The sequence below is a fragment of the Bradyrhizobium zhanjiangense genome (assembly GCF_004114935.1).
Taxonomy (GTDB): Bacteria; Pseudomonadota; Alphaproteobacteria; order Rhizobiales; family Xanthobacteraceae; genus Bradyrhizobium; species Bradyrhizobium zhanjiangense.
Window position 1 is genome coordinate 3,450,355 of the sequence record NZ_CP022221.1, and the last position, 15,453, is coordinate 3,465,807.

The 15,453-nt window shown below is 60.8% G+C and carries 15 protein-coding genes and 2 pseudogenes; 13 read left to right on the forward strand and 4 right to left on the reverse strand.

Annotation, left to right across the window (positions count from 1 at the left end; all coding sequences use genetic code 11):
* The first annotated feature begins 167 nt into the window (after nucleotides 1-167).
* Nucleotides 168-2,258: a molybdopterin oxidoreductase family protein gene (locus XH85_RS16235; protein ID WP_128932596.1), complete on the forward strand. Its 2,091-nt coding sequence runs from the start codon at nucleotides 168-170 to the stop codon at nucleotides 2,256-2,258.
* 135 nt (nucleotides 2,259-2,393) lie between these two features.
* Complete coding sequence (locus XH85_RS16240; RefSeq protein WP_128932597.1) at nucleotides 2,394-3,176, forward strand: enoyl-CoA hydratase/isomerase family protein; 783 nt, start codon at nucleotides 2,394-2,396, stop codon at nucleotides 3,174-3,176.
* A gap of 54 nt (nucleotides 3,177-3,230) precedes the next feature.
* Here XH85_RS16240 and XH85_RS16245 read toward each other — a convergent pair whose 3' ends face one another.
* Nucleotides 3,231-4,418 (reverse strand): site-specific integrase, encoded by a 1,188-nt coding sequence (locus XH85_RS16245; RefSeq protein ID WP_128932598.1) that lies wholly within the window; start codon nucleotides 4,416-4,418, stop codon nucleotides 3,231-3,233.
* A gap of 658 nt (nucleotides 4,419-5,076) precedes the next feature.
* Between XH85_RS16245 and XH85_RS16250 the strand changes: the two genes are divergently transcribed.
* From XH85_RS16250 to XH85_RS16265, 4 genes and pseudogenes are all read left to right on the forward strand, one after another.
* Complete coding sequence (locus XH85_RS16250; RefSeq protein WP_128932599.1) at nucleotides 5,077-5,427, forward strand: hypothetical protein; 351 nt, start codon at nucleotides 5,077-5,079, stop codon at nucleotides 5,425-5,427.
* 644 nt (nucleotides 5,428-6,071) lie between these two features.
* Nucleotides 6,072-6,392, forward strand: a pseudogene (locus XH85_RS16255) (ParB N-terminal domain-containing protein); the annotation flags it as partial.
* Between the two features lie 116 nt (nucleotides 6,393-6,508).
* Nucleotides 6,509-7,570 carry a DUF7146 domain-containing protein gene (locus XH85_RS16260; protein WP_128937296.1) on the forward strand — a complete coding sequence of 354 codons (1,062 nt, stop codon included), beginning with the start codon at nucleotides 6,509-6,511 and terminating at the stop codon, nucleotides 7,568-7,570.
* A gap of 315 nt (nucleotides 7,571-7,885) precedes the next feature.
* Nucleotides 7,886-8,809, forward strand: coding sequence for a DUF2493 domain-containing protein (locus XH85_RS16265; protein WP_128932600.1), 924 nt, complete (start codon nucleotides 7,886-7,888; stop codon nucleotides 8,807-8,809).
* A gap of 801 nt (nucleotides 8,810-9,610) precedes the next feature.
* Here XH85_RS16265 and XH85_RS47360 read toward each other — a convergent pair.
* Nucleotides 9,611-9,739: a hypothetical protein gene (locus tag XH85_RS47360; RefSeq protein ID WP_276486167.1), complete on the reverse strand. Its 129-nt coding sequence runs from the start codon at nucleotides 9,737-9,739 to the stop codon at nucleotides 9,611-9,613.
* Between the two features lie 259 nt (nucleotides 9,740-9,998).
* On the opposite strand from XH85_RS47360, the gene XH85_RS16270 reads away from it, so the two are divergent.
* Nucleotides 9,999-10,310, forward strand: a complete 312-nt coding sequence (locus XH85_RS16270; protein WP_128932601.1) for a DUF736 domain-containing protein — start codon at nucleotides 9,999-10,001, stop codon at nucleotides 10,308-10,310.
* Nucleotides 10,311-10,533: 223 nt separating this feature from the next.
* On the opposite strand, the gene XH85_RS45120 is transcribed toward XH85_RS16270, so the two are convergent.
* Nucleotides 10,534-10,674, reverse strand: coding sequence for a hypothetical protein (locus XH85_RS45120; protein ID WP_164940784.1), 141 nt, complete (start codon nucleotides 10,672-10,674; stop codon nucleotides 10,534-10,536).
* Here XH85_RS45120 and XH85_RS16275 point away from each other — a divergent pair.
* A pseudogene (locus XH85_RS16275) lies at nucleotides 10,673-11,864 on the forward strand (DUF932 domain-containing protein). The gene XH85_RS45120 and the pseudogene XH85_RS16275 overlap by 2 nt on opposite strands.
* 217 nt (nucleotides 11,865-12,081) lie before the next feature.
* Here the strand turns inward: XH85_RS16275 and XH85_RS16280 are convergent.
* The gene (locus XH85_RS16280; RefSeq protein WP_128932602.1) at nucleotides 12,082-12,363 is read right to left on the reverse strand and encodes a helix-turn-helix domain-containing protein; all 282 of its coding nucleotides are present in this window, start codon (nucleotides 12,361-12,363) and stop codon (nucleotides 12,082-12,084) included.
* Between the two features lie 109 nt (nucleotides 12,364-12,472).
* Between XH85_RS16280 and XH85_RS46665 the strand changes: the two genes are divergently transcribed.
* The 5 genes from XH85_RS46665 (at nucleotide 12,473) to XH85_RS16305 (ending at nucleotide 14,998) form a co-directional block, all read left to right on the forward strand.
* Nucleotides 12,473-12,739 (forward strand): DUF2285 domain-containing protein, encoded by a 267-nt coding sequence (locus XH85_RS46665; protein WP_128932603.1) that lies wholly within the window; start codon nucleotides 12,473-12,475, stop codon nucleotides 12,737-12,739.
* Between the two features lie 170 nt (nucleotides 12,740-12,909).
* A complete protein-coding gene (locus tag XH85_RS16290; protein WP_128932604.1) occupies nucleotides 12,910-13,104 on the forward strand; it encodes a transcriptional regulator domain-containing protein in 195 nt (64 codons plus the stop codon).
* 79 nt (nucleotides 13,105-13,183) lie between these two features.
* Complete coding sequence (locus XH85_RS16295) at nucleotides 13,184-13,681, forward strand: DUF2285 domain-containing protein (RefSeq protein ID WP_128932605.1); 498 nt, start codon at nucleotides 13,184-13,186, stop codon at nucleotides 13,679-13,681.
* A gap of 131 nt (nucleotides 13,682-13,812) precedes the next feature.
* Nucleotides 13,813-14,094, forward strand: coding sequence for a helix-turn-helix transcriptional regulator (locus XH85_RS16300; protein WP_008561544.1), 282 nt, complete (start codon nucleotides 13,813-13,815; stop codon nucleotides 14,092-14,094).
* A 22-nt stretch (nucleotides 14,095-14,116) separates the two neighbouring features.
* On the forward strand, nucleotides 14,117-14,998 hold the full coding sequence (locus XH85_RS16305) for a replication initiator protein A (RefSeq protein ID WP_128932606.1): 882 nt from the start codon (nucleotides 14,117-14,119) through the stop codon (nucleotides 14,996-14,998).
* The last annotated feature ends 455 nt before the right edge of the window (nucleotides 14,999-15,453 follow it).

Sequence of the window (15,453 nt, forward strand, 5' to 3'; positions counted from 1 at the left end):
CTCACAAGGCCGATCATGCCGGGAATATCGGGACGGCATCGGTGTGGCTGCGCCGCTCTTCGCAGTCGCGGCAGGAACCGGCCGCGCACGTGATCTGAGCAAATCGCATGGGCATTGCCGGATAAATGCCCTCGGCTGACAGGTATTTTGGTGTTACGAAATTGGCTATGAACCAGCACGCCAAGATCGAAATCCGCCATTCGACCTGTCCGCATGATTGCCCCTCGGCCTGCGCCCTCGATGTCGAGGTGATTGAAGGCCGCAGCATCGGCCGCGTGCGCGGTTCGAAGCAGCAGACCTATACGGCCGGCGTCGTCTGCGCCAAGGTCGCCCGTTACGCCGAGCGCATCCATCACCCCGAGCGGGTGACGTTTCCGATGCGCCGCATTGGGCCGAAGGGCTCCGGGCAATTCGCGCGGATTTCCTGGGACGAGGCGCTGGACGAAATTGCCGATCGCTTCAATCAAGCCGAGCGTGAGTTCGGCGCGGAATCGATCTGGCCCTATTACTACGCCGGCACGATGGGCGTCGTGATGCGCGACGGCCTCAACCGCCTCACCCATGTGAAGAAATATTCGCGCTTCTATCAGACCATCTGCGCCAATGTCGCCCGCATCGGCTTCGCGATCGGCACCGGCAGGATCGCCGGCGTCGATCCGCGCGAGATGGCGCTGTCCGACCTCGTCGTGATCTGGGGCACAAATCCCGTCAACACCCAGGTCAACGTGATGACGCACGCCTCGCGCGCGCGCAAGGAGCGCGGCGCGAGGATCGCGGCGGTCGACATCTACGACAACGAGACCATGAAGCAGGCTGACATCAAGATCATCCTGCGGCCCGGCACCGACGGCGCGTTTGCCTGCGGCGTGATGCATGTCCTGTTCCGCGACGGCTATGCCGACCGCGCCTATATGGACAAATACACCGATTGCCCGAATGAGCTTGAGGCGCATCTGAAGACGCGCACACCGGAATGGGCGTCCGCCATTTGTGGCGTGCCGGTGTCGGAGATCGAGGCCTTCGCGAAAGCGGTTGGCGAGACCAAGCGCACCTTCTTCCGCTTCGGCTACGGCTTTACGCGCAGCCGCAATGGTGCCACGCAGATGCACGCGGCAAATTGCATTCCCGCAGTGACCGGCGCCTGGCAATATGAAGGCGGCGGCGCCTTCTTCAACAATTACGCGCTGTGGCATTTCAACGAATCCGTCATCGAAGGCCACGACGCGATCGACAAATCCACGCGCGCCCTCGACCAGTCGCAGATCGGCCGCATCCTCACCGGCGATGCCGAAGCCCTGCAGGGCAAGGGCCCGATCAAGGCGATGCTGATTCAGAACACCAACCCGATGACGGTTGCGCCGGAGCAGGCGCTGGTTCGGCAGGGTTTTGCTCGCGAGGATCTGTTCGTCGTGGTGCACGAGCAGTTCATGACCGAGACCGCCGAGATGGCTGACATCGTGCTCCCGGCGACCATGTTCATGGAGCATGACGATCTCTATTACGGCGGTGGCCATCAGCACATCTCGGTCGGGCCGAAGCTGATCGACCCGCCCGGCGAATGCCGCTCCAACCACGAGGTGTTGCAGGCGCTGGCGCCGCGGCTCGGCGCCAAGCATCCGGGTTTTGAGATGACGCCCCGCGAATTGATCGATGCGACGCTGAAGCTTAGCAATCACGGCGACATCGCCGGCCTTGAAGCTGATATCTGGCGCGACCTGCAGCCGGATTTCCGCACCTCGCATTATCTCGACGGCTTCGCCCATGCCGACGGGAAATTCCATTTTAGGGCGGACTGGGCGCATCCGCCGTTCGGTCAGACGATGGGCGATTTCGACAAGATGCCGGCGCTGCCGGATCATTGGGCGGTGATCGAGCACAGCGATCAGACCCATCCATTCCGGCTGGCGACCAGCCCGTCGCGCAGCTTCCTCAACACCACCTTCAACGAGACGCCGTCCTCGCAGGCGCGCGAGGGCCGAGCCAGCGTGATGATCCATCCCCTCGACGCGGCTGCGCTCGACATTGCCGATGGCGATGCGGTGACACTCGGCAACGGCCGCGGCGAGACCACGCTGCTCGCAACGCTGTTCGAGGGCGTGCGGCGCGGCGTTCTCATCGCCGAATCCGTTCACCCGAACAAGGGTCATATCGGCGGCCGCGGCATCAACATGCTGACGGGCGCAGACACCATCGCGCCGATCGGCGGGGCGGCATTCCACGACAACAAGGTCTGGATCAGGAAGGCGCTCGCGGATTGAAGCGTGATCGCACGCTGATCCTCCCGCATATTGTGTCGAGGCGCTAAAGCGGCGCCTCGCTGCAGATTGCCCTTGCGCGCGCTGCCCGAGCTGCTGCAAATGACAGCAAACCGGAGCCAAGGAAGCGAGCGTGTCATGACCAACACCACAGCTGTCGTCACCGAAAAGCGCGGGCAAGCGTTCTGGATCACCATCAACCGGCCGGAGAAACGCAACGCCCTGAACGGCGACGTCATCGCCGGCATCACCAAAGGCTATCGCGACGCGCATGACGATAGGGACGTTCGCGTTATCGTGCTGACGGGCGCGGGCGACAAGGCGTTCTGCGCGGGCGCCGACCTGCAGAATTCCGGCGCGGCTTTCGCGATGGATCATTCCAAACCAAATGTCGATTATGCTGATCTGTTACGTTTGTCACAGAACGCCACCAAGCCTGCGATTGCGCGCCTCAGTGGCGTCTGCATGGCCGGCGGCATGGGCCTTTTGTGCATGACCGACATGGCGGTTGCAGCCGATCACGTCATCTTCGGCCTGCCGGAGGTGAAGGTCGGCGTGTTTCCGATGCAGGTCCTGAGCCTGCTGCAGAGGATCGCGCCGCCGCGGCTCGTCAACGAATGGGCGCTCACGGGGGAGCCGTTCGACGCCAAGGCGGCGCAGGCCGCGGGCCTCCTCAATTACGTCGTGCCCAAGGCCGAACTCGATGCCAAGGTCGACTGGCTGATTGGCCGCATCGTCGACAAATCGCCGACCGCGATCCGTCGCGGGAAATACGCCATGCGCGCGATCGCCTCGATGTCGTTCGACGAGAGCATCGCCTACACCGAAAGCCAGATTGCGCTGCTTGCGATGACCGAGGACGCGAAGGAAGGGCTGCGGGCGTTCAGCGAAAAACGCAAGCCCTCATGGACGGGAAAGTGAGTTTATCGGAGCGAAGGTTGCCACGTGGTCCGTCCATCGTTCCTGGTGCTTGGCTCAATCGGGTGGACCTGTAGAGACTCGTGCGATAAGGGCGGCTCTTTTCCGCTCCTCACGCCGCTTCTTGGAGCCTGCGATGAGCTGCTTGCGCGTTCTCTTGGCATAGGTGGGCAGTTGGCGAGTTGATCGATGGCGGGCAGCGGCACGTAGCTCTGCATCCGAGAGATCGCTGTCAGCACCTTCAGTAAACCCGCCATGGCGGAATGAAGTAAATGAGAGTTCGTTACGAAGCCCGGCTGCTAGAATGATCTTTTTAACGACGCGACGCAAATATCGCAGGTCCCTGCGTTCGGTGATCCAAGGAAGTTGGACGCGAGACCTACGATGTTCATGATCGCGCCGGAAGACCAGTCCAGGAACTGAGGCGTCCTTGATGATGTCTAGCTCCGCCATCAGTTCGGGAAACAGCGGCTCGCCGGTTTCATCGAAGAGGGGCCACCAGGCTTCTTCACCATTCTTAGGATGCACAATCTTAACGCTGTTTGGACGCTCGCTGGGGCGATAGTGCGAAATGTCGAAGGCGCCGAAGACGTGCTCTTCTCGTTGCAACCACTCCCAGGCCAACAAAGCAGCAGTTGCGAGTGAGTGATATCCTTGCCGCTTCGCCTCGCTCCTGAACGCGACGAGTTCCTCCCATGTCGCTGTAGGCATCTGGCGCACGGGTTGGCCCGGCGAGCGAGTCCTCAGTCCCATCCTAGAGAACGGATTTACTGCGGGTACTTCCGACTCTCGGGCTCGCTGACCAACAAACCAAGCGCGCCTGCACGCGGCCATTGCTGCATTAGCGAAACGGCGACGCTCGCGTCTGATGGTGTTGCCGCTAAGATCTTGACATTCTACCACGAGCAGCTTCGCGTAAACGACGTCGACGAAGCCTTTTGTGAAGTCAGAGAGCTGTTTGGAACCTGCGCGCGTGCCGTCCTTCAGAGTGTAGTTTGAAAACAGATCGAGCCCTTGCTGGTAGAGCCGCTGCGTCTTGTGATCGATTTCCTTCCACTTCTGGTGGCTCTTAAACACGGTGACGAGCCAATCGAAGCTGCCAAGCGCAGGAAGAGATGGGACCATATCTGTCAATCCGTGAGAGCGCCAGCTGTCAAAAGCAGGCAAAAGCACCTTCTCTGTTCGTGCGACGGCAATCGCGTATTCCGCCCCTAACGGTTCGGCTTTGATAGGACAACCTTCCATACGGGCCCAAGTGGGTGGTTCAAAGAAGTACCTCCACCCACGCTTCAGTGACTTTCGTCGAAAGTATCGGGGAAGACGAACGTAAACCTCAGATGATTTCATGCGAGTGAGGCCAAATCTTCTGAGTTGTCCGAATGGACTATGGTGGCCGTCGCCGAGAATGCATCAATAGCGGCTTTCGACCAAATAGGTTGTTGACGACGTCCAAGTCCGCGGTAGCGGATTGGCGGGGGGGCCTCGCCGCTACGCACAGCGCGTGCGAGTTCATGTGTATCGCGGTAGTCGAGGTATGCTGCAGTCATGTCTGCACGCATCAGCGTAGGCCAGCTGCTGGTTGGGGGATACCGGGCAGGGAGGGTACGGCGTGGGGCCATCGCGGGGACTCTATGTATTTAGCTGCTGCAGTCGTCACCTGGGAGGACATGGACGGTTGAGAGCTTCTTAACCCGCGCGGGCCAAGAACACTCGATCGGAACGGTTCAGCGCACCCGAGTATCTCGCCCTTCTCGCTTGCATTTCGTTCCTCGTATTTCGACGCAGTTTCCGTATCGAAAAACGTCTCAAGTTCAAATGGAAAGACGAACTGAACTTTGGTGCGGAGATCGGTCAGGATAGCGAGCAAATGGGAGGAATATGCTGCCGGCGGAAGATAGTCGTCTTGAAACGATTCAAGATGCTGCTGCTGGCTGGCCAGCTCTTCCCAGGGCAGGATCTCCTGGGCGCCCGGCGTGACTCCAGTTACGCGAAGGCGCTCGTTCACGTTCTAGAGGTCGATTTGGGCCACTGGAGGAGAGTCAACGGATTTAGATGCATCATCAATGGCCTTTCCGACAGATTCGCCGGTGAACTTACATTGAATCTATCGGACCGTTTTCCGGTGTCGGAATTTGGATGTGTCGCGCTGCATCAAACCGACTTGTCGACGCAGGGCAAGTTCGAGCACGTGCTCGGCCACTCTATTCAAATGCTCCAGATCAGGATCTGTGGAACGCAGAGGAGTGCGCGTTAGGAAATTTCGTCCTCCGACTGGCGGATTCTCTGGCTTGCGCGCGTGCGGCTGCCGCCGCACCGGGCTCTCGTAGAACCGAGCCGCTTTGCGTCTCGGCCTGCGGCGTCGATCCCTCGCGCAAAGACTAACGGTGCTCCTCGCCGGGGGCACTCGGGAAAGGGGCTCGCCTGCGGCGATCGCTATCACTGCCCCGTTCCCGGGTGCCGCTATTGAACCGGTCTCGTCGCTGCACTCGGACCCGCGTGCCCCTTCGGGTCGCTATGCTCACGCTCTCCGGGTGCCATTTTTGGTTGAGGCGACGTGCCGTTGGCGCGCGCCTAGCCACGCCTGCAGCCCAAGGCACTTCAATCCCATCAAGAATCGGACGCTGGCGGTCTGCGTCGCAGAGTTCGCATTCTCTGATGCAGACGCCGATCATGCCGTGGCGGTTATACGGCTGCCTTCGAAGACAATCGCGCGATTGCGCGAACTACTTCACAAGCCAGCAAGCTCATGAACTAGCTTGTTGGAGTCTTGCCCCGCGGTCGACATGATGACCGCGAGCGGAGCGGGAGGCGGGACGAGAGTGAAAGGGGTGCGGCGGTTTTCGCGATGGGTTGGAGGCCGAGAGAGTGGCTCCCGGCCGCCCGTCGTGGAGAACCAAGATGACGGAGGCTGTCCAAAAGATCACCCTGTCGCCTTCGCGCGACATCCCCTTCAACAAACTGGTCCTCAGACAATCGAAGGTTCGGCCTCTCAAGGCCGGAATTTCGATCGAGCAATTTGTCGAAAGTATCACACACCGTGCGCTGCTGCAGAGTCTCAATGTGTGGGCGATTGTGGACGCGGAAGGCAAGAGGACCGGCATGTTTGAGGTGTCGGCGGACGGCCTTCGCTATCGTGCGCTAGGACTTCTCACGAAAGGAAGTGCGAAGGCGCAAGCCTTTCCTTTTGTCGTGCGCGAGGGCGGCGTCCTTGAAGACGAGATCATGTCCTGGAAGCTGCGCATGTTCGTGCCCACGGACGCAAGCGGCATCGAGATCCTGTCGAAAGTGCTCGACAGTTATCCGCTTGCACCCATCGGCGAGCGGGAGGCTGCGTGATGTCCCGCGAGCCTTGCGAACTGGCACGCCGCCTCGCGCGCGAGGCGGAGGCGGTCTGCCGACACTATCTCTCCAATGGCAAGCGGTCGGGTCGGTACTGGGTCGTCGGTGACGTCCACAACACCCCGGGGCGCTCGCTGTTCGTGCGCCTCCAGGAATCACCTAAAGGCCCAGCTGGCAAGTGGATCGATGCTGCGACAGCGGAGCATGGCGATCTGCTCGACATCATCCGGGAAAGTCTGGCTTTGCGGAGTTTCCGCGAGGTCGCCGAGGAGGCGAGGCGCTTTCTGAAGCTACCTCGTTCTGAGCGGCAATCTACCCCGAAACTCGTTCGTCCAACGGTGCTGGCAGGATCGCAGAAAGCCGCCCGCCGGCTCTTTGCGATGTCCGACCCGATTGGGGGGACGGCGGTCGAAACATATTTGCGCCGTCGTGGGATAACACGTATCCACGATGGTGGCAGCCTGCGCTTCCACCCACGATGCTACTATCGAGCCAACGAGCATTCGCCGACCGAGACCTGGCCAGCGATGATTGCCCGCGTCACGGACCTCGATGGACGGCTCACCGGTGTGCACCGCACCTGGCTCGATCCAGATAGGTTTGATCGGAAGCGGCTTGGCAAGGCTCCACTTGACACGCCACGACGTGCCATGGGCGACCTGCTCGGCAACGCCGTTCGCTTTGGTGCGGTAGACGATGTGCTCGTTGCTGGTGAGGGTATCGAGACCATGCTGTCGCTGCGGCACGTGTTGCCGACGTTGCCGATGGCAGCTGCGCTTTCGGCCAACCACCTCGCAGCTATGTTGCTGCCGACTGGCCTGCGTCGGCTCTATATCGCACGCGACGCCGATGCCGCAGGAGATGCGGCACAGGCTATTCTCACCCAGCGCGCGGAAGCCGTCAGCATTGAATTGATCCCGCTATCGCCGCGGGTCGGCGACTTCAACGACGATTTGCAAATCTTCGGCTCCGATGCCGTACGAGAAGCGATACGGCGTCAACTCGTCCCAGAGGACGTCGCCCGTTTTCTGCATTGGTCGATGGTAGCCGCTGGATAGCTCCGGTGCCTCGATCGAAGTCGACAGGTCGATCATCGAGAGGCGTTTCCGGAAGCGCACACGTCCTCGGCCTTCTAGAGGGCGATCGGACGGCAAGCGGCCCAGGCCGGCAATGGCTACATCCGGCTATTTTCCGCCGCGCGCGTGCTGGCTGGCGCGCTTTGCATCGCGAAGCAAAATAGCCGGCCTCCGCCATCCTCCGCTGCCGCTTCGGCCCTCCGCTCTGCTCCGGGTTCTGACCCAGTCCGCCCGCCGTCTGAGTGATCGCCACGAAGGCCGCGATGAGCGCGGCCGATCCAGCAAAGGACCTCTTCCATGACCGACCACGACGACATAGAACCGCCGCACGCCTCTTCTCCAACGGACCACGTCCTCACCGAAGTACAGCTCTTCGGCTACCGTCCCTTCGACGACCAGCCCGATCCACGGCCGCTTCCCGAGGCCAAGATGATCGCCGGCGCCACTTCCGAAATCTTCGATGCCTTGGTCGCGACGTTGAGCGACACGCGGCTTGAGCCGGACCTCAATGATCTGCTCTGGTCGACCGTCAACCTATTCCATCGGGCCGTCGACCGCATCGGACGTCAACTCGACGAAAACGAACAGGCGCAACAAAAGAGCCAGCGCGAGCAGAACGGCTCCGAAGTCAGATCGGTCGAACTCGAACGCCTGACGGCGGAAGGCATCACATTGATCGAGCGCCGTAACTGCCTGGAGCTCTTCCGCGATCAGGCCATCGAACGCTTTGAGATACACACTGGGTCATTCTGGCGCCCTCGGTCGGGATCACTGGTGAATCACCGCGCATTGACCGCAGCGATGATCGACTCCCGCGACTTCATCGCGGCCAGGCGTCGCGCCGAAACCGAGGTCATGTTGCCGCCGGGCCCGAAGATCGCACTCACAGGCGGACTCGACTTCAACGACTATCACCTCATCTGGGATCGTCTCGACAAGGTTCATGCCAAGCATCCCGACATGGTCCTGCTCCATGGTGGCTCTCCCAAAGGGACCGAACTGATCGCCTCCAAATGGGCGACTAACCGGAAGGTGCCTCAAATCGCCTTCAAGCCCGACTGGACGAAGCACGCCAAGGCAGCACCGTTCAAGCGCAACGACGCCATGCTCGAACTCTTGCCGATCGGCGTCATGCAATTCCCGGGCACGGGAATTCAGGACAATCTCGCCGACAAGGCGAAGCGGCTCGGCGTCCCTGTCTGGAGGTTCGGCGGCGCGTGAGCGCCGTCTTCTCCACTCCAGGCCATCAAGGCGGAATTGCTTAAAGGCGCAACTCCGCCTCCTTTTGCTTTCAATATTCCAGAGTTGCGCCGTGGTGGTGGAAGCGCGACGGGTACATCTATGCACAGGAGCCACCACCGTGCTCGCCCTTGCACTTGTTTCTGAACACAATCGGCATTGGCTTTGTTCTGCTGGGCCATCGTTGCGAGTGCTTTGTAATGCCCTTCTTTTTTTCTCGCACTGAGTATCGGGATGACAGCGTTTCATAGCGGCGCCGGCATCGTTCTGGAGGCAGTTCGCGAACCGTGAGCGGCGAGACCGCCGAGCGAATGTAGATATGAAGCAGATCGACATGGTGAGAGCCGCGGAACAGTTGCTGGCGACGACCGCTTGGCGCTCACTGCTGAGAACGACCAAGCCGGAGAATCGGGCGGCTGCGCCAAACGAGGCGCAAGGCGGTGATGCATACTCGCAGCCTGCAGAGTGATACCAGAGCCGGGGCCGCCTGAGCGGCCCCGGTCAGCATCAAATTTTCGGCCGCGCGCCTGCCCGGCGCGCGGCCGATTTTTGCGCACAGCGGCGTCCGCTAAATGGAAGGCATGCCATGATCAAGGCCTCGATCCCTCTGATCTATGCCGTTTGCGGCAGCAAAGGGGGCGGCTGTATCGTGCTCGTCAATCAGCAGCAAGCGATGAGGCTGGACGTATTGATCGTGTGATGCCTGCAGCATTTGAGATTGCTGTCTGGGGATTACCCTGGTCGCATTCTCGCACCTAGCACGCGGGAATACGAAGTCGGGCGCTAGCGTTTGCCAAGATGTGTCTTTCTTGCCGTTGATGCTCCGGCGCCAGCAGGTGTTCGATCGACCCAGGTATGTCCTTGTGCTGCGTCGGCATCGGCCGCCATGGTGGTCTCCGTCAGTTCGTTCATGGCGCGTCCAACGCAACCTCGAATGGGCTGATCAGGCCCGAGGGACGGCAAGAGCCTCGATCGCCTTCCCGCAACGGCTGCGCCTGCTTTTTTCCCCTGCCGCGAAGAGGCGACATTCCTCGCGGAAGACAAAAAAGCAGGCTATCGCCGTCCTCCGCTGGCGCTGCGGGCCTGAAGGCTGCGGGCCGATCGCTCCCCGGGCCAAGGATCGCCATCGAGGCTGCGATGGGCGCGGCCCGAGCAACAAACGGAGACCACCATGGCTACCATCGGCAACTTCAGCGCTTCGGACAATGGCTACATCGGCTCGATCAAGACGCTGACGCTGAACATCAAGGCACGCTTCGCCGCATCCGACAAGGACAACGAGAAGGCGCCGGACTACCGCATCTTCGCCGGTATGATCGAATTCGGCGCCGCCTGGAAGAAGACCGCCCGCGACAGCGACCGTGAATACCTCTCGGTCAAGCTCGACGACCCGAGCTTCCCGGCCCCGATCTACGCCTCGCTGGTGAAGGTCGAAGGCGACGAGGGCTTCACCCTGATCTGGTCCCGCCGCAACGGCGACTGATCCCTCGGCATCATCGGCCCCGCCTCCTCGGAGGCGGGGCCTTTTTTGCGTTTCCCACGCTGCTTTGCGGGAAGAAAAGCATTTTTCTTTGAAGAGATGGCTAAGGGCTTCGCCCTCGCGCGGGCAAGGGTGAAGCACGGCTCGCCGTGCCGGCCGGAGCGGTATCCCCGGTCTTCCGCGTTTCATGACGACGTCGTCGTCAGGCGCGTGCAGACGCGCGCTGTTAGCGCGCCCTTGTCAGGCGGGTGATCCCCCTCCGCGTCCTGCCGCCCTTGCCCTTGCTACCCCAGGTCTCGCCGACGGGCAGGGTTGCAGCGCAGCGCTGCGCTTCAACCTCAGCCCATAGGAGAATGACCATGAACATGATGACCCTATCCCAGAGCGAGCAGCCTGCTTCGGGCGGTTTTCGCGTGGATGTATCGCGCGGCCAGCGGATCGGCCGCGTGTCGTCCGAGTGGTTTGCGCGACCGGATGACGAGCGGTACCTGAACCTGCCGGACCTCTTTGAAGCGGTACGAGGCCGAGCCGAACGCGCACAGGCGCGAACGGTGGAGAGCCGGGCCATTCGGGTGGAGGCAAATCGAGACAATTTGGAGCGGCTGGCCCTGACGGTACCGGGACGTGACGAGCCGGTGGTGCCGACCCATTGGAGCTTTGGCCAGTTGTGCACACTGGTCGGTGCGCCGACATCCTATCTGAGGCAGCTTCCCGCGGCCCTGTCCGCCATCAATCTGCAACACGGGCTGCTGGCGCATCGCGCCGAGCTCGTGAAGACCCTGGAGACCAATAGCGGACGTGTTGAGCTTCGTGCTGTTACCGGGCCGGACTATGGCCGCATTTGGGATCATGAGTTGGTCACCGCGGTCATGAAGATCGCAGGTAATGGCACCGGTGACACGCGGTGGAAGGTGCCGGGCGTGATGGATTGGGCGACCATGACCCACAATCCCTTTGTGGACGTGACCAAGGACACGACCACGCTCTACGCCAGTGACCGGGATGTGTTTCTGTTTCTGGTCGACGACACCAACCCAATTGAGGCGGGGCGCCTGCCGGATGGGGCGCCGGATTTGTATTTCCGGGGATTTTATTGCTGGAACAGCGAAGTTGGTAGCAAAACGCTGAGTATTGCCAGCTTCTATCTTCGCGCCGTCTGCATGAACCGCAATCTCTGGGGCGTGGAGAATTTCGAACAGATCAACATCCGGCATTCGAAATTCGCCGCGCAACGCTTTGCGCATGAAGCCGCTCCCGCGTTGACGACCTTTGCCAATTCCTCGCCCGGGCCATTCGTCGCCGGTATCAAGGCGGCGCGAGAGCGGATTGTTGCCCGCACGGACGAGGACCGGGAGACTTTCCTCCGCAGGGGTGGATTTTCTAAATCCGAGGCCTCGAAAATCATCGAAACTGTCTTGGGCGAAGAAAACCGCAAGCCCGAAAGCATCTTCGATTTCGTGCAGGGCATTACGGCATTTGCTCGTGGCAAGGCTCATCAGGACACGCGCCTTGATTTGGAAGGCAAGGCAAAGCGCTTTGATGGAGCGCGCAATCTGACAATCCGAGCCGCGCAATCGGGAACGATCGCGCGGCTTCGCCCGATGCCTAATGCGCCGCCGCCGATCCGGCAAGCCGGATCGGCGGCGGCGCCGCGTGAACGCGTCCGGCGCTCGCCGGGCCTCGGGCCCGGCTCGCGATAAAAAAGGCACGAATTAAGGAAGTGAGACACATGGCATCTAGCCACTCCAAGATGGCTCGAAGAGTTGCGAAACAATTACTTCTGCTTGCGATTCGGTCGGATCGGCTTGCGACCCTTGGGTAATGTCTTGGGCGTCGTCGCTCCTCTAGGGGGCTGAACGAAGAATTCCGACAACTGAACGCCTAGTGTTTCCGCCAGTCGATCGAGCAGATCAATCGTCGGGTTCTCCGATTGCCGTTCAAGGCCACTCATGTACGAGCGATCTATCCCAGCATCGTAAGCCAATTGCTCTTGCGGAATGCCGCGATCGACGCGGATCCGGCGGACATTCCAGGCCACAAGCGCACGAGCTTTCATGCGCAAAAGCAGCCATTTGGTAGGCCATCAAACCACTGGCTATAACCAATCTATTTCGATAGTTTAGACCATAAGATAGGCCCAGGCTTCAATGAGATGCCGTACGCTAATGAATAGACTGCCGCTGGACCCCGACGTTGCAGATGTGGCCCCGAGTGAATCGGCGATGACGGCCTATGACGAAGGGCATGTGGTCACGTACATGCGCCTTCTGCAGGCGGAGGGTGAGGGGGCGGACTGGCGCGAAGTGGCTCGCGTGGTCTTGCATATGGACCCAGAGCGAGAGCCGGATCGTGCGCGGCGCTCATATCAGAGTCATCTTGCGCGCGCCAAGTGGGTGACGGAGCAGGGGCGACTCTTCCGCGGCACAGGCTGAAATAGAATAAAATCGCCGGCTGGCGACCTGCAGGCAGAACTATTTTCTTTTGCTAACCAGTGGTCATTCCGGTGCACCACGTGGTGCCAAACTAGGGGCTTCCTACAACCGCCTCGTTCATACCTATTGCGCCGCAATCCTTGTTAGCTGCGTGCAATGGGGCGGAAGCAATGCCTGAATTCGACTGGCGGTCGCCGGAATCCTACAAGAGCCTACAAGACGCGGAAATCACCGACATCGTCTGGGAATGTCTCCGCCGCAACGCGGACTATCGACGCGAGTATGAACTGATGATCGCAAGCAGCCCGAACGGCGAAGTGACGGAGGAATTCAGGAGGAGGTGGGGCGTCTGCTTTCGCCCATGACCCGCAGCGGTCCTTCGACGAGCAAACGATCTTTTGGGCACCTGAGGTTTTAGCCGCGGTCGTTCCGGTCAAAGTCGCAATGGCCGACGACGGCAGGGTGTCGTCTCAGCCACTGCTCGACTTTACAGCTGGCCAAGTACGCCGCGCTGTCGACGGCTGGCATGCCGTGCTGCGCATCGGTTCGGTGGACCACCGCATTTGGTCCAAGCATGCGCCAGTGCTCGGCGCGTCATACACAGCCGAATTGCCGTTTGATGGCGATTTCGACGCGCGTGCGTATGCAGCACGGCGGCTGTGGCGCGCGATGAATGGACGCGCGCCAGGTCCTGCATTTCATCAATTATCGAAACAGCGACGCGAACGTCTGAGCGCCGCGATCCGCGCGCTCGATGCGCATAGTGCCGGCGGCAGTTATCGCGTTATCGCCGAAGCGCTGTTCGGCAAAAGGCGCATCCCCGATCGCGCCTGGAAGACGCATGATCTGCGCAATCGAACAATCCGCTTGGTGCAAGGCGGCCTCGCGTTGATGCGCGGTGGTTACCGCAAACTTCTGCGGCCCGGGCGCAAGGACGAGTAGTGCTCCCAAGGGGTGCCGAAAATCGCCCCCTCCATATTCGGCATCCCCCTCCGATATCGCGCTCCTCCATGATTACCGCAACACACGCCGGCCTAGCCAAGCGTAGTGCGCTGTCCTCTTGGAGCTCTCAAATGCCCGATCCGATGGCCGGTCTTCCCCCGCGATTCCTGCGTACACCTGAGGCCGCGCGCTATCTTGGCCTATCCGGTCGCACGCTCGAGAAGCACCGCACGTACGGCACCGGACCAACATATCGAAAGATTGGCGGACGTGTCGTCTACGCCGTCGATGACCTGAAAGCATGGGCCGACCGCGGCGCCAAGACGTCGACCTCCGATCCCGGCAAGGGGACCGTGCTGCCCGCCAAGAAGCATCCGGCCCTGCGCCCCTACGCAGGTCAAGAACGTCGCTGATGTCAGCATGAGAGCAGTGACTATGCGGCGCAAACTCCATTCCGAGCGCGACCAGCTTGAGCTCTTTCGGGCGCTGCCGGGTGATCTCGCGCCCCGCGATGCGCAAGATCTGATGGCTTATCCGTTCTTCTCGCTTGCAAAAACAAAGCGAACTGTGCCGATCGATTTCCGCGCAGGTGCGATCTCAATTCGTGTCGAAGCTGTTCCGGAACACGGCATGGCGACCATCTGGGATGCAGACGTTCTGATCTGGGCGGCGTCCCAGATCATCGAAGCACGTGATCCCGGCTTGAAGACGTCGCGCCTGATGGCTGCAACGCCTTACGAAATTTTGACGTTCGTCGGCCGCGGCACCAGCGCGCGCGACTATGACCGCCTGAAGGCAGGTCTCGACAGACTCCAGTCAACGACGGTGCTGACGTCGATCCGTCAACCGCCAGAACGGCGACGGCATCGCTTCTCCTGGATCAACGAATGGAAGGAGACGGCCGATGCAAACGGTCGTCCATTTGGGATCGAACTGATTCTGCCGGATTGGTTTTACGCCGGCGTCATCGATGAAGCGCTCGTGCTGACGATCGATCGCGCCTATTTCGAGCTGATGGGCGGACTTGAGCGGTGGCTCTACCGGCTCGTGCGCAAGCACGGTGGACGCCAGGACGGCGGCTGGAGTGTTGACCTTGTGCACCTCCATGCCAAGTCCGGCATCCTCTCGCCACTCAATCACTTTGCTTACGACGTACGTCAGATCGTCCAGCGCCAGACATTGCCCGGCTATCAGCTCGTGCTCTCGTGCGATCCGAACGGCATCGAGCGACCGAACTTCGCGCCAACGCCTGTTGATCCCCTAACGGCTCGCCTGCGCCGGCGCGGTCCTATTCCAAACTCGGAGGATAGCCTGTGAATCTGCTCGTGCTATTGGGGATCCGATCCTCGTGCTATCGGGGACCGAAATCGAGCCTAAGCGCTTGTTTCTCGGCGCTTTACGTTACTAACATACTGACACTAACTTCTTGTTGTGAATCAGTACGTTGTGAACAAGTCGGCCGCGCGTGCAACGAGGATGCCTCATGCATCCACTCTCTCACGCGCAAAGCTTCGCTGCAATACGATTGTTGTCGCCAATGCACGCGCGCCAACGCGATCGCGCACAAGTCTGCGCGATCGCTCACGTCAACATCATCGCCTGCTGCGCGTCACATCCTTTTGCAGCCACTCGCTCGTCGAGGAGAACTCGCTAACATCCGTGGTTGGCACGACGGCCACCACAAGCCGGAATCTGAGGAAAGGGCGGTCAGGCTAACCAGCGCCGTGCTTGATGGCTTCAAACGCCGTCATGAAGCCGCCGGCAAGGAAAGT